This window comes from Ensifer sp. 38_S197, from assembly GCF_056924495.1.
In genome coordinates, this window is record NZ_JBXOVZ010000001.1 from 327,236 (window position 1) to 345,620 (window position 18,385).

At 60.7% G+C, this 18,385-nt stretch carries 18 protein-coding genes and 3 pseudogenes; 10 read left to right on the forward strand and 11 right to left on the reverse strand.

From position 1 onward, the window contains the following. Positions 1-481: 481 nt before the first annotated feature. From AC1Z3V_RS01385 to AC1Z3V_RS01400, 4 genes and pseudogenes are all read right to left on the reverse strand, one after another. Complete coding sequence (locus AC1Z3V_RS01385; protein WP_483496787.1) at positions 482-1,042, reverse strand: hypothetical protein; 561 nt, start codon at positions 1,040-1,042, stop codon at positions 482-484. A gap of 34 nt (positions 1,043-1,076) precedes the next feature. After that, positions 1,077-2,177 (reverse strand): DUF475 domain-containing protein, encoded by a 1,101-nt coding sequence (locus tag AC1Z3V_RS01390; RefSeq protein ID WP_483496789.1) that lies wholly within the window; start codon positions 2,175-2,177, stop codon positions 1,077-1,079. 824 nt (positions 2,178-3,001) lie between these two features. Beyond that, complete coding sequence (locus AC1Z3V_RS01395; protein WP_334196635.1) at positions 3,002-3,220, reverse strand: hypothetical protein; 219 nt, start codon at positions 3,218-3,220, stop codon at positions 3,002-3,004. 15 nt (positions 3,221-3,235) lie between these two features. Continuing rightward, positions 3,236-3,460, reverse strand: a pseudogene (locus AC1Z3V_RS01400) (exodeoxyribonuclease III); the annotation flags it as partial. Between the two features lie 931 nt (positions 3,461-4,391). Between AC1Z3V_RS01400 and AC1Z3V_RS01405 the strand changes: the two are divergent. From AC1Z3V_RS01405 to AC1Z3V_RS01420, 4 genes are all read left to right on the forward strand, one after another. Then, positions 4,392-5,300 carry a DMT family transporter gene (locus AC1Z3V_RS01405; RefSeq protein WP_429810029.1) on the forward strand — a complete coding sequence of 303 codons (909 nt, stop codon included), beginning with the start codon at positions 4,392-4,394 and terminating at the stop codon, positions 5,298-5,300. A 78-nt stretch (positions 5,301-5,378) separates the two neighbouring features. After that, positions 5,379-5,774 carry a VOC family protein gene (locus AC1Z3V_RS01410; RefSeq protein WP_483496790.1) on the forward strand — a complete coding sequence of 132 codons (396 nt, stop codon included), beginning with the start codon at positions 5,379-5,381 and terminating at the stop codon, positions 5,772-5,774. Positions 5,775-5,902: 128 nt separating this feature from the next. Further along, on the forward strand, positions 5,903-6,682 hold the full coding sequence (locus AC1Z3V_RS01415) for an ABC transporter substrate-binding protein (RefSeq protein WP_483496792.1): 780 nt from the start codon (positions 5,903-5,905) through the stop codon (positions 6,680-6,682). A 541-nt stretch (positions 6,683-7,223) separates the two neighbouring features. Continuing rightward, positions 7,224-7,973 carry an SDR family oxidoreductase gene (locus tag AC1Z3V_RS01420; protein WP_483496793.1) on the forward strand — a complete coding sequence of 250 codons (750 nt, stop codon included), beginning with the start codon at positions 7,224-7,226 and terminating at the stop codon, positions 7,971-7,973. 20 nt (positions 7,974-7,993) lie between these two features. On the opposite strand, the gene AC1Z3V_RS01425 is transcribed toward AC1Z3V_RS01420, so the two are convergent. Further along, positions 7,994-8,857: a LysR substrate-binding domain-containing protein gene (locus AC1Z3V_RS01425; RefSeq protein WP_483496794.1), complete on the reverse strand. Its 864-nt coding sequence runs from the start codon at positions 8,855-8,857 to the stop codon at positions 7,994-7,996. A gap of 108 nt (positions 8,858-8,965) precedes the next feature. Here AC1Z3V_RS01425 and AC1Z3V_RS01430 point away from each other — a divergent pair, with 108 nt between their 5' ends. Together AC1Z3V_RS01430 and AC1Z3V_RS01435 are read left to right on the forward strand one after the other, a co-directional pair. Then, positions 8,966-9,376 (forward strand): tautomerase family protein, encoded by a 411-nt coding sequence (locus tag AC1Z3V_RS01430; RefSeq protein ID WP_483496795.1) that lies wholly within the window; start codon positions 8,966-8,968, stop codon positions 9,374-9,376. 162 nt (positions 9,377-9,538) lie between these two features. Then, a complete protein-coding gene (locus AC1Z3V_RS01435) occupies positions 9,539-10,873 on the forward strand; it encodes an Nramp family divalent metal transporter (RefSeq protein WP_483496797.1) in 1,335 nt (444 codons plus the stop codon). 157 nt (positions 10,874-11,030) lie between these two features. Here the strand turns inward: AC1Z3V_RS01435 and AC1Z3V_RS01440 are convergent, their stop codons facing one another. Beyond that, the gene (locus tag AC1Z3V_RS01440) at positions 11,031-11,333 is read right to left on the reverse strand and encodes a hypothetical protein (RefSeq protein WP_483496799.1); all 303 of its coding nucleotides are present in this window, start codon (positions 11,331-11,333) and stop codon (positions 11,031-11,033) included. Positions 11,334-11,462: 129 nt separating this feature from the next. Here AC1Z3V_RS01440 and AC1Z3V_RS01445 point away from each other — a divergent pair, with 129 nt between their 5' ends. Beyond that, positions 11,463-11,981, forward strand: coding sequence for a sigma-70 family RNA polymerase sigma factor (locus AC1Z3V_RS01445; protein WP_483496800.1), 519 nt, complete (start codon positions 11,463-11,465; stop codon positions 11,979-11,981). Between the two features lie 218 nt (positions 11,982-12,199). Here the strand turns inward: AC1Z3V_RS01445 and AC1Z3V_RS01450 are convergent. The 5 genes and pseudogenes from AC1Z3V_RS01450 to AC1Z3V_RS01470 form a co-directional block, all read right to left on the reverse strand. Then, positions 12,200-12,616 (reverse strand): annotated as a pseudogene (locus AC1Z3V_RS01450) (HD domain-containing protein); the annotation flags it as partial. Between the two features lie 47 nt (positions 12,617-12,663). Further along, positions 12,664-13,095: a CBS domain-containing protein gene (locus AC1Z3V_RS01455; protein WP_483496802.1), complete on the reverse strand. Its 432-nt coding sequence runs from the start codon at positions 13,093-13,095 to the stop codon at positions 12,664-12,666. A gap of 133 nt (positions 13,096-13,228) precedes the next feature. Further along, a pseudogene (locus tag AC1Z3V_RS01460) lies at positions 13,229-13,337 on the reverse strand (DUF2934 domain-containing protein); the annotation flags it as partial. Between the two features lie 389 nt (positions 13,338-13,726). Further along, positions 13,727-14,338: a response regulator gene (locus AC1Z3V_RS01465; protein ID WP_483496803.1), complete on the reverse strand. Its 612-nt coding sequence runs from the start codon at positions 14,336-14,338 to the stop codon at positions 13,727-13,729. Between the two features lie 30 nt (positions 14,339-14,368). Then, entirely contained in the window at positions 14,369-14,572 is a 204-nt protein-coding gene (locus AC1Z3V_RS01470; RefSeq protein ID WP_483496804.1) for a hypothetical protein, read from the reverse strand. Between the two features lie 79 nt (positions 14,573-14,651). Between AC1Z3V_RS01470 and AC1Z3V_RS01475 the strand changes: the two genes are divergently transcribed. The 3 genes from AC1Z3V_RS01475 to AC1Z3V_RS01485 all read left to right on the forward strand — a co-directional run bounded on the left by AC1Z3V_RS01475 (position 14,652) and on the right by AC1Z3V_RS01485 (position 18,281). Then, positions 14,652-15,095, forward strand: a complete 444-nt coding sequence (locus tag AC1Z3V_RS01475) for a hypothetical protein (RefSeq protein ID WP_483496806.1) — start codon at positions 14,652-14,654, stop codon at positions 15,093-15,095. Positions 15,096-15,308: 213 nt separating this feature from the next. Further along, positions 15,309-15,812 carry a hypothetical protein gene (locus AC1Z3V_RS01480; RefSeq protein ID WP_483496807.1) on the forward strand — a complete coding sequence of 168 codons (504 nt, stop codon included), beginning with the start codon at positions 15,309-15,311 and terminating at the stop codon, positions 15,810-15,812. A gap of 378 nt (positions 15,813-16,190) precedes the next feature. Further along, positions 16,191-18,281: a GumC family protein gene (locus tag AC1Z3V_RS01485; RefSeq protein WP_483496808.1), complete on the forward strand. Its 2,091-nt coding sequence runs from the start codon at positions 16,191-16,193 to the stop codon at positions 18,279-18,281. Positions 18,282-18,385 lie beyond the last annotated feature (104 nt).

Consider the following 18,385-nt stretch of genomic DNA (forward strand, 5'->3'; position numbering starts at 1 on the left):
GACTATGGTCGGCGTCCGGAACGGCCCGGATGATGCGCCGCTCTCAGCCGCCGTCGTCTCGCGGTGACCCCTTCAGGGGGACAATCCCGGCGTTACCAGCTCGGGCCAGCTCCTGCTGCAGACCCTCAATGACGGCATCCCGCTCGGCGACTCGCAACGTCAGCACCTGGATGTGCTGAGCGAGCGTGCGGACAAGGCCAGGCAGTTCGGCAATCTCGGCGCCGCGCACGGGCGCCCAGGTCGGCTTCTGGCGCCAGGACGCGCTCCTTGAGGGCCCTAGGGGAGGACTGCCGGTGACGCGCTTCAGCCGCCCGGAACTCGGCGAGAAGATCAGCCGCACGGTTCGCCGTCGCCCGGCTGACGCCCGCTTCGCGCGTCAGGTTGGAGACGGTGAGCGCGCCATCGGTGCGCTCGGGGCGGCCGTCGAGCAGCCGCGCCATCGCCGCCCGCAACGCCGCCTTTCTCTCGGCGCCGAGCGCGCTCATGCTCCGCCCTCTATCAGTGGTGCGATGAGCCGGCGCTTGCGTTCGTTGTCGCGCGCGATGATTTCGCGTTGCAACGGCAATAGGCGGCCTACAGCAAGAAACCCTTCGCGCTCGGCGATCGAAGCCTGCCATGGCTCGCGATGCGGGGCGGTCAGACAGGCGTTCGGGCAGCGATCGGGGCTGCATCGAGACAGGACTAGCGCGGTTTGCTCGGCGCCCGGCGCGTCGGTGAGGCAGAGCGCGGTCGCCGCATCGAAGAGGCAGTCGTTGAGGAAGCCGACGTGCAGCGTCCGTCCGAGATGGGCAAGCATGGTGCGCAACCGCCTGCGGTCCACGATCCGACCGGGAAGATCGCCGAGCTCGTCGCGGACGCGAGCGAACTCCCGTCGCAGTCGCGCCCCGCCCGAACCGGCCGGACCTTCCTGGCGAAGGAACGCCTCGTAATGGGCAACAATGTCGTCAAACTGACCGAGTGCACGCTCTCGCTCGACGGCGAGGCGGAAGTCAGCCTCGTTAGAGTAGCAGCGCGCGCTACTGCGAAAGGCACCGGCGGACATGTCCGCCGGGTCCGTAGTCACTTGTGAGACGATATCAGGCGCGCAGTCGCTGCTCAGAATCCGCCGTTTCCGCCTGTTCCATTTCGCGTTCGCGTCTGTTGTAGCGGATTGACGACCAGAGCGAGATGCCGATGAGGGCAGCCCCACCGAGGCCCGTGATCACTTCCGGTATGTGGATCAGGGTCTGGAAGTACATGACCACCGAGAGGATCAGGATCGCGTAGAATGCGCCATGCTCCAGGTAGCGGTACTCGCTGAGTGTACCCTTCTCCACGAGCATGATCGTCATCGAGCGCACATACATGGCGCCGATACCGAGGCCAATCGCGATGACGAAGAGGTTCTGCGTCAGCGCGAAGGCGCCGATGACGCCGTCGAACGAGAAGCTGGCATCAAGCACTTCGAGGTAGAGGAAGGCACCGAAGCCGCCCTTTGCCGCCGCACTCATGGTTTCCTGCGATGCGTCGAGTAGGCCGCCGACCACCTCCACCACGAGGAACGTCAACAGGCCGTAGATTGCCGAATAGACGAAAGTGTGAACCTCCGCCGGCTCGAGCAGCGTCGAAAAGCCGAGGATGAGTGCCAGAACGAAAGCGATCTCGATGCCCTTGATAGTCGCAAACCGCGCCATCTTGCTCTCGACCCATTTGATCCAGTGTACGTCCTTTTCGTGGTCGAAGAAGTAGGTCAGACCGACCATCATCAGGAAGGTGCCGCCGAAGGCGGCGATCGGCAGATGCGCGTCGTTCATGATGCGCGCATATTCCTCGGGCTTGCTTGCGGCGAGAACGATCGCTTCGATTGGGCCGATGTTCGCCGCTATGACGACGATCAAGAGCGGGAAGACGATGCGCATGCCGAACACGGCGATGATGATACCCCAGGTCAAGAAGCGATGCTGCCACTCGGGCGTCATGTCCTTGAGTTTGTTGGCATTGACGATCGCGTTGTCGAAGGACAGCGAGATTTCCAGCACCGCAAGCACGGTGCAGATGAAGAAGACCGAGGCCATCCCACCGACGGTTCCGGTCGACTGCCAGCCGAGCCAGGCGCCGAGCACAAGGCCGACCGCCGTGACGATGAAGGCCCATTTGAAGTAGCCGAGCGCGCTCGCGTGCGATTGAGGCTGTGTCATTGACGAGCCTCCTTTGCGCGAACCACGCCGGGATCGGTGAAGAAATGCGGTTTCAAAACGGAAATACGCACAGCCGAAGGGGCACATGCGTGAGGCATGAGATCAGTTTTCATTGGAGCTAATCCGCCGGCTAATTTGCTGGCGGTACCGACATCACGAGAGCGCCGTAAAAACTCTCGCCAGAGGGGCCCGGCACCATTGTTCCTCCCGCGTCTGATGTCTTAAGGGCGGGAGCGATTTCCTAAATAGCAACGTCCGGAGGAACGTCAAGGGGGCGCTTCTTGCTTTGTCTGGCGATCACCAAACGGTTTGCTGGGATTGGCTTGCTGCCCAGCTCCTCGCAGACGTGGACGCAAGCACCAACATCGCACCAGTTCTCAATGTCAGCTTCGCAGCTTTGGAATTGGCAAGTGAACTCGACAAAATCGAATCTGATGCCCAACGCAACGCGGTCAAGAAGCTCGTCGAATCGTTGGCGCGCCGCGCCTCGAAGACGTCCCGCAGATGACTTGGGTTTCGACCGCGGACGCCCCCTCGCATAATAGAACAGATCGGCCGGGCGCCGCTACCACCCGACGCGCCGCGCAGCCGGCGACGGCCGGCGCGCCGGTACGTCCGCGTAAGGCGGAAGGCCAAGACCTTGATCTACGCCGTCAAAACAAGGCACCCGAACGCTTCCAAGAAGGACAATGCCCGCGCCGCATTTCTCCCGGTGTTTCTTTCGGCAAAACGACCCGCATGACACGCAAACGCTCCCCGATCTTGCGAGCGTTAAGGACGATCGACTGACCCGAATCGGCACGTGTCGACGAGCTGGCTTAGACTTAGTCAGCTGCAGGCCAGTTGTTAGATGGTTCTTCGACGAACTGCTCGCTGACGTCATCGGCCGGATCGGGATCTCTGTCGTAAGCGAGGCGCAAGTGTCCTAAGTCTTCGAGAATGGCGGCGCAGACATCCCTACGCTGCGCTCCGCGGTTGACGGCCGCGTCGATCAGACTCTCGAGACCAAGACGCAGGTCGCCCCGCCAGTCATGTTTCGGCATTGCTGCTCCTCCGTCTCATGGTTGAAGGAAAAGCTCCATCCATGTGGGCGCGTGGTCAGTGGTATGATCCCAGCCGCGCACATGCTTGTCGACCCCTGCACCTGAAAGCCTTCGGGGAACGTCCGGGCTGAGAAAGAAGTGATCGCGAAGACCGACGTCTCTTACGAAGGCGTTTCGAAAGTACTCCCAGAAGGTATAGACACGTTCGCCAGGATGACGCTGGCGAACAGCATCCGTCCAGCTGTATTTGCGGGCCCAGCCCATGTCACTCAATCGATAACTTGGCCAAGTAAGCGGCGCTCAGGGAACAAATGCGCAACATTCCCGTTGGACTTCATTAGCAGCATTTGAACAGGGCGCTGCTAGCCGGGAGATACGTGCGCTTCCGCCCCAATCGGGAGCGCTCCGATGTACATCCCCAGCAACTTCCTTTTCCCCATCCACGAAACTCACCCGTCTCTTCTCGCCGTCATCGAACAGAACCTTGCTATGGCGGATGTGCGTCTCGAGGCCGCAAGGGACCAAGCATCCTGGCAAGACGATCCCGAGCGTCGGAGAAACTCCGAGGAAGCAGACCGTCGAGTACTTCTCGCCATGCACGAGAGGACCCTCGAACTTTACGCAGCCGATGTCGAAACCCTTGTTAGGGCCAGAAAGCGTGCCTTGGACCGGTGGGAGTTAAGCTGAGGGGATCGCTGGTCCCTCAGACTGTCAGCCCGACCACGCCGGATCGTGTCCCGGAGTGCTGTTGGCACGGATCTACGGAGCATGAGTCTATAATCCGCAAACGCTGGCGCACGCGGGCGGCCTGTAAGCTTGAGGAACATATCCTTGGTGCCTCCCCGATCGCCGGCAGCCGCTCCTCGATCGCGCTAGTGAGCAGTTTGCAAACATTACGCCGGTAGATCGACAAAACCTTTTCGTACGCGGAAGCGCCAACGCTCGCAGCAACCTTTTATGCAGCATGCGCAAGTTGCGTTGTAACCCTTCTCGATCGCGCTGGTGGCCGAGAAGGGGAGTGTCAGCGTCGTGTTGGCATAGGGGTATCTTGGTTGGGCGCCCGAACACCCAAACCCATTCATTCGCAAAACTTATCGTTCCATATGCGAACGGCAATGGATCGACGGATCGGAATGTGTCATGGCGTGCACAACTTGCTGAAGGCCCCAACATGACTGTGATCACCGTCCCCGTAACCGCCCCGAATGCCGCCCGGACCGGCGTCCTCATTATGCTGCTCGGCATGCTGATGTTCTCGCTGAACGACGTTATGGGGAAATGGCTGGTCGCGACCTATTCCGTCAGCCAGTTGATGGTGATCCGCAGCATTGCGGCCCTTTTGTTCCTCTCGCCCTTCATTCTCAGGCGCGGGTTGCGCTCGATGTTCCAGATCGAGCGGCCGGGACTGCAGGCGCTTCGCTCGCTGCTCTTTGCGATCGATGCCTCCGCTTTCTATTTCGCGGTCGCCTATATGCCGCTTGCCGACACCATGACCTACTGGCTGGCTGCGCCGATCTATGTCGCTGCGGCCTCGCCGTTCCTGCTCGGCGAGAAGGTCGGCTGGCGGCGGTGGACGGCGATCCTCATCGGCTTTGCCGGTGTCTTGATCGCGCTCGAACCTTCCAAGGAAAGCCTTGGCCTGCCGGCATTGATCGCGCTTGCAGGCAGCGCCGCATTCGCCTTCGCGCTGATGCTTGGCCGCACGCTGCGCTCGACACCGGATACCACCCTCGTCTTCTGGCAGATCGTCGGCGCATTGATCTTCTCGCTCGTCGGCGTCGCAGCCAATCCTTCCGGCTGGGCGCCGGTTGGCGGCGAGGCGCTGCTACAACTCGGCATGCTCGGTATCGTCGCGATGCTTGCGCATATGCTGGTCAACCGCTCGCTCAAGCTTGCCGATGCTGCGACGGTCGTGCCCTTGCAATATACGTTGCTTTTCTGGGCCGTGGTGTTCGGCTGGTTCTTCTTCGGCGACACACCTCGTGCGACGGTGATCATCGGGGCGGCATTGATCGTCGCCTCGGGCCTCTTCATCTTCTTCCGCGAGCAACAATTGAAGAAGCGGCAGGCGAAGGCCTGATCTCGGCTCCCGTGCAAGCCGGTTTCACCGAGCGTGTTCCTGCTATCCCGCCCGCATTCAACGCCAAAGGAAACAATGATGGCCAAAGCGATCCATTCGATGATCCGCGTTCTCGACGAAAAGAAGTCGACCGATTTCTATCGCTTGGCCTTCGGGCTTGAAGTCGCCGAAAGGCTGGACTTCGAAACCTTTACCCTCATCTATCTCAGTAATGAGGAGAGCGAATTCGAAGTCGAGCTGACGGTAAACAAGGATCGAACCGAGCCCTATGTACTCGGCGACGGCTATGGCCATCTTGCATTCTCGGTCGCCGATCTCGATGCCGAGCATCAACGCGCCAGCGATGCGGGCCTCAACCCCGGCAAGATCGTCGCCTTCAACCGTGATGGCATCCTGCTTGCCCGCTTCTTCTTCCTGATCGATCCCGACGGCTACAAGATCGAGGTGCTTCAGCGCCACGGTCGCTATAAGTGACGCCCCGCTGAATGTGACAATCAACCAAAACAATACCGGTTATCGCGCCTATCTATTTCGCTTATAGACCTCGGCGGCATAGTCTTCCCTGGAAAGCATCAGGAATGATGCAAACAAGGGGAACGCGAATGAAGAAGCAGATTGCAGCAGCCGTACTCGCCATCATGGCGGCAACAGCTTCGTCGGCTCAGGCGGCGGAGAAGATCAAGATCGGTACCGAAGGCGCCTATCCTCCCTTCAACTTCATCGATCCCGCCGGCAAGATCAGCGGCTTCGATGTGGATATCGGGCTTGCGCTCTGCGAGCGCATGAAGGTCGAGTGCGAAGTGGTGGCCCAGGATTGGGACGGCATCATTCCCGGTCTGCTCGCCAAGAAATACGACCTGATCATCGCCTCGATGTTCATCACCGAGGAACGCAAGAAGCAGGTTGCCTTCACCAATCCCTATTATCTTGCCGCGATGACGCACGCTGCGCCAAAGGGCTCGGGCATCACGGAGTTCACCAACGAGGCGCTTAAGGGCAAGGTTATCGGCGCGCAGTCCGGCACTACCCAGGCCGAATACATCACCGCGACCTACCCCGATGCCGAGATCAAGCTTTATCCGACCCAGGACGAGGCCAATCTCGACATGGTCAATGGACGCCTCGATCTCCAGGTCGGCGACATGCTGCCGCTGCTCGATTGGGTCACGAAGAACGATGATGGCAAGGGCTGCTGCGAACTCATCGGCGAACCGATCACCGACAAGAAGTTCGTCGGCGAAGGCGTCGGCATTGCCGTCCGCCAGGAAGACAACGATCTGCGCGAGAAGATCAACAAGGCACTCGACGAGATTCGCGCCGACGGTACCTACAAGAAGATCAACGACAAGTACTTCAGCATCGACGTCTACACGATGAAGTGACACGCCGCGGGTCGGTTTACGGCCGACCGGACGAAAGCCGACCGCGCCTGAAGGGCGCGGTCGCTCATTTCTCAATTATAACAGGCAGCGCGTATAACAGTGCGTTGCCGCTTTACGATCGCATGGGACTCGGGATCACCGACAAGCGATTGCCCGGCCCATTGTTTAGCTTCAACCTATCCAACCACCATCCACGTGCGGGCCGAGCGTGCTACCTGCTTCCCCGTCAAGGGGCCAGGCATCGATCAAGGTCCGGTCGGTCGGCATACGTTTCAACCTACACAGATGCCGGCAGCCTGTGGGGGAAAACCAGCCGGACAATAAGAGCCAGCATCCGCCAGCCGCGCGATGCCCGGCTCCACGAGACGGTCAACCCGGACATCGCCACTGGTCGTGCCATTGATTGTGCCATCGGGCGGCCGCCGAGACAGCGAGCGACGCAAGGCACGCGAGGGTATTCTTGGCGGATGCCGCCGCAGGCGCTAAAGCTCGTCTGTCGAGATTGATCGACCTGAAAGCGGCCACTGATACGGAGACCGATATGTTCGACCTCAGCGGAAAGACGGCCCTGGTGACAGGCGGTGGTCGCGGCCTCGGCCTCGAAATGGCAAAGGCTCTCGCCAGAGCGGGCGCGGCGGTAGCAATCAATGGTCGTAACCGTGAGGCACTTGAAGCGGCACGCCGCCGACTTGCCGACGATGGCATAGCGCTCGATATCGCCCCAGGCGACGTGGCGACGAACGCCGCACAAATTGTCGACGCGGCGTTGGCGGGAACGGGACAGCTCGACATCCTCATCCATGCGGTCGGCGAGCGTGACCGGCGCGGTACGGACGCCATGGACCCCGCTTCCTTTGCTGCGCTGATCAACGCCGACCTGACGGCTGCCTATGGAATGGCGAAGGCAGCGCTTCCTTATCTTCGCCGCTCCGTTGCGGGGCGGCTGATTTTCGTCACCTCCATCGCCGCCTTCGTTGCACGCCCCGGAGACCCCGCCTATACGGCCGCAAAAGGCGGCCTTGATGCACTTACCCGCTCGCTCGCGGTCGAACTCAGCTCCGACACGCTGACAGTCAATGCGATCGCGCCCGGCTGGTTCGCGACGGAGACCAATGCGGCGCTTGCCGCCGATCCGGCACTCCAGGCCTTCGTCGATGTCCGCATTCCCCTGAAGCGTTGGGGCCGACCGGAAGAGATCGCGCCTGCGGCCGTGTTCCTGGCATCGCCCGCTGCAAGCTTCGTCAATGGCATTACCTTGACCGTCGATGGCGGCATGACCGTGCAGATGTAGCAACCGCCCCTCCGATCGGTTCACGGCCCGCCACCTTCGCCAGGCAAACCTTCGGCAAGAAGCGTCGCGAGACTGGAGGCCGCCTTGTCCGCCTTTGGCTTGAGCCGCAGAGAGAACTCAGCATTCGGCAGCGTCGGTAATGACAGAGCCTGAGGTGCGACAGCGATGCCCTCGCCAATAAATCGCGCGGTCCGAGCCGTGATCGCGATCCCGCTTCGAACTGCAGCGCGCAACCCGGATAGGCTCGGGCTGGTCGCCGCGATACGATAGCTGTGGCCCGCTTTATCAAGTGCGTCTGTGGCGGCCGACCGGAACCCGCAAGGTGGGTCCAGCACCGCGATCGGCAGCTCGCCACCGGCAGGAGCCGGCTCACCCGATGCCGACAGCCACAGCATCGGCTCGCTCAACAAAGCGACCTCGTCCGGCTGCGGGCCCTCGCGCATGACGATCAGAACGTCGATCACGCCTTGATCATAGGCCGCCGTCAGCTCCCGTGACCGTCCGACCCTGAGATCAAGCCGGACGCGTGGATGCGTTCGGGCAAAGAGGCGCAGGAGATCAGGCAGATTGCTATCGGCAAAGTCCTGGGTGCAGCCGAGCGCCAGGCGGCCATCGGCCTTGGCGCCTTTGAAGCTGAGCCAGGCGTCACGGTGAACTTCGAGAATCCGCCGCGCGTGAACCAGCAGTTCCTCTCCGGCTGGCGTCAGCACACGTCCCCTTCCCGATGGAGCGAGAAGCGGCTCCCCCACCATTGTCTCCAACCGCTGCATCTGAGCGGTGACAGCGGAAGCGGTGCGGCCGACCGCGGCGGCCGCATGCGCGAGCGAGCCGCCTTCGGCGAAGGCGAGGAACGTTCGGAGTAGGTCAGGATCGAAGGCTTTCATCACTTCAACATAATCGAATCATCAACACCAAACAATTCGATTTTACATCATCAAATGAAGTGGCAGATTGAAGACAACAAGGGATCACAACCAACAAAGGAGCCTTCAATGCCTATCATCAACATCACGGTCAGCGGCAAAGCCGATGCGGCTCTCTCTTCGCGGATTGCCGCCGCAGTCAGCGAGTTGACGGCCACGCACCTGCGCAAGGACCCGACGATCACCGCAATCGCCATCGTCTATATCGATCCCGCCCATTGGTTCGCCGGCGGCAGATCGCTGGCGGAGCAGGATCTGAACAGCTTCTGGCTGGATATCAAGGTCGTCGACGGCACCAACACGAAGCCGGAAATGGCGGCCTACCTGGAAGCGGTCTACGGCCGGTTCGAACAACTGCTCGGCAATCTGCATTCAGAGAGCTACATTCTCGTGCACGAGGTTCCGGCCGCCGCCTACGGCTACGGCGGCAAGACGCAGGAGTTTCGATACATCAGCGGGAAACTGAAGACCACCGCATAGCTACGGACACGCTCCCATCTGCCCGCCCCTCCGCGTAGCTCTGTGGGGTGGGCAGATACATTGCGCGGCAGGTTCGCGCGGCGGAGAGCAACTCGCCGAAGGGAACAATCGCCTGGTAGGGCCGTTCGACGCTGAACCGACACCAGCAACGGAAGGCCGATCATGATGGATCCGGTCCGACAGACGGGCTTATTGGGCGAAGACGGCGACAGCAGAAAGCAGGAGCGGCGTTCATCAACGACTTCGCGCGAACAGCACGGCGACAGTTTTTCGCGCAAGCTCGGCGCCGGCCTGATATCCGGTGCTGCCGATGACGATCCAAGCGGGATCGCCACCTACAGCCAGGTCGGCGCGCAATTCGGCTTCTCGCTCGGTTGGACCGTGCTGTTCTGTTATCCGTTCATGGTTGGGGTGCAGGGTTTGAGCGCCAGGATTGGTGCCGTCACCGGTCAAGGTCTTGCGCGCAACCTGCGTCGGCACTACCCCGCGTCATTGGCGCGCGTGGCCACATTGATGCTGTTGATCGCGAACATCATCAATATCGGCGCCGATCTCGCCGCGATGGGCGCGGCCCTGCGGCTGCTCGTCGGTGGGCCACAGCTCGTCTATGCCGTGCTGTTTGGCATCGTCTGCGTGTTGCTCGAGATCTTCGTACGGTACCGACGTTATGCGATGTTTTTAAAGTGGTTGACGCTTTCGCTCTTCGCCTATGTCGCGGTCGTCTTTGTCGTCGATGTTCCCTGGATGGATGCGGCGCATGGCGTTTTCATTCCCTCGTTTACCTTTGGCGGCGAACAGGCGATGGCGCTCGTCGCCGTGCTGGGAACGACGATCAGTCCCTATCTGCTTTTCTGGCAGGCGGGCCAGGAAGTCGAAGAGCTCGGACGACGGCATCATCCAAGATTGGGCGCCAACCCACAAGCCGCCGAGCCGGAGCTCGTGCGCATAGAGATCGACACCGTCGTCGGCATGGCGTTGTCGGGCCTCGTCGCCCTCTCGATCATGATCGCGACCGCCACAACGCTTCACGCCAACGGCACCACACACATCGAAACGTCGGCGCAGGCGGCTGAGGCTCTGCAACCGATCGCCGGCAACGTCGCCTTCGCACTCTTTGCCGCTGGCATTATCGGAACGGGCATGTTGGCGGTTCCGGTTCTGGCGGGTTCGGCCGCCTATGCCGTTGCGGAACTGTTTCAATGGACAGAAGGGCTGGATCGCGCACCTCGGAGGGCAAAAGATTTCTATGGCACAATCGCTCTGGCAACGTTCGGCAGCGTTGCCGTTTTTCTTGTCGGGGTAGATCCGTTCCTGCTGCTCTATTGGAGTGCGGTCATCAACGGAGTACTCGCAGGCCCCCTCATCGCCATCATGACGATGATGGCCGCCAATCGCCGCATCATGGGCCAGCTCAAGGCGCCGTGGTGGATGTTGGTGCTCGGTGGAGCGACCGCCATAGTGATGGTCTCCGCGACGGCCGCAATGTTGTTGCTCTAGGAGCATCCCGCTTTGGTGTCGAGCCACCGGAAGCGGAAGGATGCCTTAGAACCAAGGCCCTTAGCGTCCGTTGCGTTTCCATCGGAACGCTTAAGGGACGCCCATCCAGAACTGCCAACATGTCGGCCCGCGCTTCCAAGAAGAGGTGACGGCGCCATTATTTCGTTTCCGTATCATCCGCGGCGCGGATTTCAGCGCGGCTGACGATGTCCATCAGTTCTTCGCTGAGGGCGTTCTGATAGGCAAAGTCCGGGCTTGGAACGATGCCCGGGTCCTCCTCGTGATCCTGGACGACGAGATCGTCGCGCAGATGGGCCATGAGCCTTTCCCAGCATGCGTTATCGCGTGCAGCAACCGCCAGGAGCGCGGTCAGGATTTTTCGGTGAGCCATAAGCTTTAGCTCGATCTTCTCCATTTTGTACCTCGTCTTGGCCGACAAGCTCGGCTGGACTTCTTCCAAAGGCATCTCCAACAGAAAGGAAGCGGCGTTGGTTCCATCATGCCGCCGGGAGCGCCGCCGCTCGGAACATAAAGGCCGACCGCGCATTGTCTAAAGAGCAACTTAGCTACCTCGAAAGGCAGTATCCCCATGCCTTCCACCCCTGAGAAGGAAGACCAAACGCAGCCGCTGGAGACCCAGGTCGTTGACCTCATTCCGGCGTTGCGGGCGTTTGCACGTACCTTCGTCACCTCCAACTTCGAGGCGGACGATCTCCTGCAAGAAACCCTTTTCCGTGCATTGCGCGGTATCGATGGCTTCGAACCCGGCACAAATCTGAAGTCGTGGCTCTTCACCATCATGCACAATGCCTTCCGCACGCAGTACAAATTGCGTCGGCGCGAAGCGCCCGGCGCCGTCAACTGCGCCGAATTGCCGATACCAATGGCCCCACCACAAGAGTGGTGTGTGATGAACTGCGAATTGCGCTCGGCGCTGGAAACGCTGGCCCCCGTCCATCGGGAGGTCCTTGTGCTCGTCGCCGGCTATGGCCTTAGTTACAAAGAGGCAGCCGAAATCTGCGACTGTGCCGTTGGAACAATCAAGAGCAGATTGAGCCGAGCTCGCGATGAACTCGCCTATCGCATGAGCGGTGTGCCGGTTCAATGAGCCGGCCCTTCCGATCACTGCATGAAAATCAGGTAGAGCGCGCCGAGGAGGGCCAAGCCGAACAGAACGACGAAAGATCGGCTCGCGACGCGATCGGTATTCTGCCTGCGAAGCGCCTGGCGGGCAGCATCGACGCGGTCAAGCCGCATCCCGCTCGTCAGGTTTGAATTCAGGCCTTCAGCCGTTTCGTCCCGGTCTGCGAGCGTGTCCTGTCTGATGATTTCGTCAAGCAGGTGCAGCCGGCGTCCGTATTCGGCGCCGTTTTTTCCGAGGCGTTCGAGCTGGGCAAGATTGTCGCCGAGATCCGCCCGCTTCACCTCCAGGCTAAGCGGGTTGGCGGCGGCGCGGATCGTCAACGCATCCTTCGTTTCACCCGGTCGCCGCGTCAGAGATTCGACAGCAGAAACGACCTCCGGTGAGAAGCCGGAATCCAGCAGCCTTTCAGCCGTCCATCCCGGCGATTTTTCAAGCACATCATGGAGGAAGGCAACCGTCTTGGCCTTGTCGCCCTGAACGGCGTCGGCAACGCGCTGACAATGCCGTATGTAGGGTTCGCCTGCCTTGTCACGCTGGCCGGCGTGGGCGTGAACGGCGACTTCTCGCGCCCAGGCACGCTCCTCGGGCGCCGATAGCAGGACTGGAGAGCGCCAGAGCGAGCGCCGGTCACGGGTGTCAGCCATTGCTATGGCCTTTGGTTGTGGGCGCCGCCAGGAGCGGTCACGCCTTTGAGGCCAACGCCCGCCAAACCGGGATCTCGACGCGCCGCATCTGCCAGCGAAACGATGCCGACAAGCCGCTTGTTACGATCAACGACGGGCAAGCGGCGTACCTGCTCATCGCCCATGTTGCGCGCCACGTCGGACACGTCTTCGTCGTCGAAGCAGTATTTGACGTCGGCGGTCATGATGTCACCAACACGGGTCTTGTCGTCGCGACCGTCGGCGACACAGCGCACGACGATATCGCGGTCCGTAATCATGCCGACCAGGCGATCATTATCGCCGACCGGCAGAAAGCCGATGTCGTTTTCGGCCATTTCCCGCGCAACCGCAGAGATCGTATCGTTCGGGCTGGCAATGCGAACGCCCGTTGTCATGATGTCTGAAATTCGCATGGTGTTGTCCTTTCCGTTCAGGATTTATCGGGTCCGCGGCCGGCCTTTCCGTGCGGAGCCGTCGACGGCGCAACCACGGTTCCGGTATCGTCGTCGGCGTCGTCCGTGGGATGAAGGCGCTCACGTTCAGCCAGTTCGCGGCTGGCCTGTTCCCAATGGCGCTGGTCGGCACCCTCGGGCCGTCCCTCGCTTTCCCATATCGCATATGCGCGCCGGCGAATGCGTTCCTCCCTGTCGTCCATGACACTGGCCCTCGTTTTAGTGTTGCGCCTTGCAAACTCTAAAATCGTGGATTTGTTCCGGCTCGATTGGGGGCCCACAAGCGCCGCTGCAAGCGGTCTGACCGGATCGAACACGCCGCACGCTACAATCCTCGAAACTTCTCGGAACTATGCGTGTAAACGCCGGTTCTTCTTGGAAAATGAGGAAAAGGAAATGAGCCCGACCCCACGTAGACCCGGCGAGCAACAGCCACCGGCACCGAGGCCGAACCGGACACCGCGGCCGGTCGAAGAACCAGAACCCGAGGATCTGCCGGATGAGAAGCGGACGCCGAACCCGGACGAAGTCCGTGAACCACCCATGCACGCCGAACTTCGCCTCTCGTCCATGTAGCCGCGAAGAGCTGCTATCAGTTTGGCCCGTACGGGCTTTCGCCATGAATGATCATCATCAACTCGTGCAGCCATGCATCGAGCGGCTGTGTTCTCTGCCTCGTCGCGGCCACGGCAATCGCGCGTTCGAGCGTACGCTCGACGAGGAAGTCCGCAGCCTTGACGGTCGACATCAACACCCTGGCCCTGAGGCGCAGGCCGGGAATGAGATCCGCAACGGGTTGATCGGGCAAGCTTCCGCAGATCGCAGCAAGCGTTGATAAATTCTGGAGATACTGCTCGAAAACGGCGCTCACCAGGTCTGACGAGTCAGTGCATTTGCTAAGGCGAGCGGCCGAGCTGAACCTTTCCGGAACGCTCAAATCGTCGTAGCCGCTGAAGAAGATCAATGGCACCGATCGGCGCGCGAGCTCGTCCGCCACGGGAAAAACCAACTCCCCATTGAGGTTGATGTCGAGGACAGCAACCTGAATATCGTCAGCCTTCGAAAGGCGCTTCAAGGTTTCTTGCACCGTTGGGGTGGGGCCAATGATGGTCGCGCCGGCCCGTTCGAGCCATAGGGCGATGTCATTCGCGACGTAGAACTCATCCTCCGCCACCAGCACCCGCAAATGCTGCAGTTCCGGCATCATATTCCGTCCTCAATCCTTCTGCGCATCTCAGTTTTTCCGGCGCTGCGCGCGGTCGCCCGCCGCTGTTGTGGCTCGCCGGGAATCGAGAGCCCTTTGCAGCCTGTTGGCGAGTATCAGCAACCGATCCGGGACATCATCGATCGGCGCCGCATCCGGCTCGACCGCACGGGGAACCGCATTGTCGATCAGCAAGGTCTCGTTTTCATCAACTGTCTTCTTGCCCGAAGCCATCGCTTCTACCCTAGTCGTCCTTTACAGTGCTCTTCCGGGCATGCTCGCCGCCAATGGCAACGAAGTCAGGATACCCCCTGTGGGCGTGGAAGCCAAGTTTCCCGGCTCCGTGGCGGGAATCGATTGCTTCGGAACGATCTACGGTGCTGTCGGTTTGGTCTCCATGATGTTCCCGAACCGGATCAGCAATGCTCGCATCTCTGGTCGAGTGAGATCAGCCGCCATCTCTGCGAGAACCGCCCTGTTGGCTGTGCTCGCCGTTATACCGACTGCCCATCCGACATTTCCCCAGACTGGCGATAAAGCTCCATCCGCCGATTGCCAAACCGGTCCCGCAACGCCTGAGACAGAGCAGTCCGAGGAATGGACGCGGAAACTCGAGAGATGCGCCGGCGTTCTTCTGCCACCCAAGACAGGTGACCGCGAACTGGTGGAACCGGCTCCGCCCACCGGGAAAACACGCATTATCAAGCCCCACGAACTGCCGCCCGATGAAGGCGCCGATGAAGGCATTGAGCAATGAGCCGCCGAAGCGCTGCCGCGCCGCGCATCCTTGCAGACACGAGAAGATCGCCGTAGCACGTTGAATTGCTACTTTTTACCCCTTCGGCCGGCTTGGATTAAAGGAAATATGCAGTGGCTTTGCCTTCTGGCGCAGCGGTCGAATGGCTGATCCCGAGCCCTATCGACTGGCACTGGAAGTCGCGTGCTCTGCCGACGTTTTTGCGCTGAAGACTTGGCGCCGGCCCTCGGTGATCTCCAATTCCCGGATGGCCGATCTCGCCGCATCGAGTTGCGCTTCGGCCTGAATCAGCCTCTTGCGCATGGTGAGCACCGCAGCCGAAACCACGAGAATATCGGCGATCACAACGATGAGCGCGCCGGCAAGACCTTCAACGCCAAACAGGATCAATATGACAGCGCCGACAAATATCGCAACGGCGCCGCATCGCAGGTTGCGGCCGCCTCTCAGGAAAAGCACGGCGGGAAAGGTCGCCAACAAGACGGTTACGATCCCGGATTTGTCCGCAAGGCTCTGCGAAGCGAATTCGATGAGTGTATCCATGGCGACCCACGGCTCGCTGAGACAGTTCAAGTTGAGCGTCTGATCAACCGGGCGTTCCATCCGAACGCGCCGGTGTTCCGGTTCATCAAAGTGTCGTCGAAAATGGCTAGGGTGCCAACTCGGCGGCCTTTTCGGCGGCCCCGGTCTGCTCCGGCTCGACGATTACCATCTTGAGACGCAGTTCGTCAGCAGTCTCATTCGCGTATCTCCCCGTTGACCCTACCACAATAGTGGTACGCGCCATTCGCCTTTTGGCGATGCAGTTGGCCAAAGGTACTCGCCACCTCATCCCTTGCTTCAGCTTACTACGCACTAGTGCTGATGGCACTGATATCTGCGAACCTGATATATTTTTCGGTGGCCGGCAGTTTGATCGGTCGACGGCGGAGCAGGATGACTTGGGCGTACGGCGAACCGGTGTGCGAATACCGGGACTGCTGCGCGTGAGTGCGACTAACCATTAGCTCCTCAAACGTTTGTTTACTGCAGGCCCCTCCGCTGGTGCAGCGCCGACGGAACATAATCATTGTGGATATTTGAAGGGATTTGACAATGCAGAGCTCGACCGACCGCGTGATTGTGACACCGGAACCGGCGCTGCTCGACGTGAGGGAGATTATCGATTTTCTTCGCCGGCGTTGGAAGTTCATATCGTGCACCGCCGTCTTAACGCTCGGAGCTTTCGTAGGAATCTCGCTCGTCGTCACTCCGTCCTATACAGCCATTTCCAGGATACTGCTCGACGCTCCGAAGGATTATATCCTCTCTCAGGACGCTGGGCCTGAACTGCGCGACAACTCCACATTCATCGAAAGCGAAATCGCCGTCCTGACGTCCGCCTCGCTGCTTCAGAAGGTTGTCGAAAGCGAAGGGTTGGCGTCAGACCCTGCGCTTGAGGCCGGGGCCTTGACCTGGCTCGAGGGCGCGCTCGAGGTTTCGCGCGTCGGACTGGCCGATGTCATCGAGCTCAACGTAACCTCACATGACCCCGAACAGGCAGCGCGCCTCGCCAATGCGCTTGCCCAGGTTTACGTGCAAGACCGCATCGAGTCCCGTTACGAAGGGGCCAAGAAGGCTTCCACCTGGTTGAGCGAACGCGCCGGAATTCTGCGCGAAGAACTGAGCCGTTCGGAAAATGCCGTCCAAAAGTTCCGTGCCGAGCATAATCTTCTGGCGACGCAGTCCGGGAGCCTGACCGGACAGCAATTGTCCGAGTTGAACATAGCCCTCATCAACGCCCGAGCGGAACTGGCGACGAAACGCTCGAAGTTCGAGCAGGCGGAGAAGGTCGTTAATTCGGGTGGCGATGCCCAGACCCTGCCCGACGTGCTGCAATCCGATGTCGTCAGCGCGCTTCGCACCCAGGCCGGTGTCGTGACGCGCAAGGAAGCAGATCTGCGGCTACGTTACGGCGAGCAGCATCCTGAGGTGATGACGGTCCAGGCGGAGCACCGCGACATCGAGCAGCAGATCGCCGCCGAGATACAGCGGCTCGTCGGCAACCTCAGAAATGAGGTGGAAGCTGCCGAAGCGCGCGAAGCTGCGCTGTCTCGGGCGCTGGCGTCGGTATCCGGCCAGTCGGCGGTCGAGGATCAGGTTGGCGTACAGTTGCGCGACCTGGAGCGGATTGCGGCTGCGAACAAGGAACTGTTCCAGACATTCCTGTCGCGCGCCAAGATCGCCGAGGAGAAATCGACATTGCTGAGCAGCGGTGTGCGCGTCATTACACGCGCCGGCGTCCCGCTCGCGCCAAGCTTCCCGAACAGGCCGCTTTTTGCCGCCGTGGGCCTGGTGGTCGGTGCTGCCCTGGGCGGAGCCGGCGCGCTTGTCCGCGAGCTGTTTTCATCCGGCTTCATGGCAAGGCGCCAGGTCGAAGAAGCACTGGCCGTTCCAGTTCTCGCCTCCCTGCCGCGGATGACGGAATGGTCGCGGACAAAATCGCGCGTGCAGCCGGTGGCGTACCTGGAGCACCGTCCCTTGTCGCGCTACAGCGAGGCCGTCAGAAGATTGCGCCTGGGTCTCGGCGACATACCCGACACGGATAATTCGCCATCAATCACCCTCGTTACCTCGGCGATGCCGGGCGAAGGCAAGACGACCCTTGCACTCAGCCTTGCTTGCTCTGCCGCCGCAGACGGGGAGCGCGCGCTGATAATAGATGCCGATCTCAGGGTTTCGGCCACCACCGCCTTCTTTGGCATGACGGAGAATGTCGGCCTGGTCGATCTTCTGACGCTCCCGATCGATCCCGCCAAGGCAATCCACCTGGACGAGCGCTCGGGCATTCACGTTCTGCCGGCCGGCGCCAAGACCCTGAACCCTCCCGCTCTCCTTGCCTCGGCACGGATGCGGTCGCTCATCAACGAGTTCCGGGCGACTTATGACACCGTGATCATCGATGCGCCGCCGGTCGGTCCGGTGGCAGATGCCTCCATTCTTGCCGGACACGCCGACAAGGTGGTGTTCGTCGTGAAGTGGCGAGACACGTCCCGCGAAGCGGTGGCTGAGGGCATTCGATACCTCGGCGACAAATCCAAGATTGCCGGGATAGCCCTGACAATGGTCGATGGGCCGAAGTTGCCCAAATATGGCCGCTACGCGTCTCTCGACGGCAATGGATATGACGGCCGCTACCTGAATTGATGAGCAAATCCACTCGACCTCTCGAGGAGAAGAAGCAATTCACCTTTAAAAAGATAGTCAATACATCGCTTATGCATAATAACAATAAACAAAAACAAAGTAAC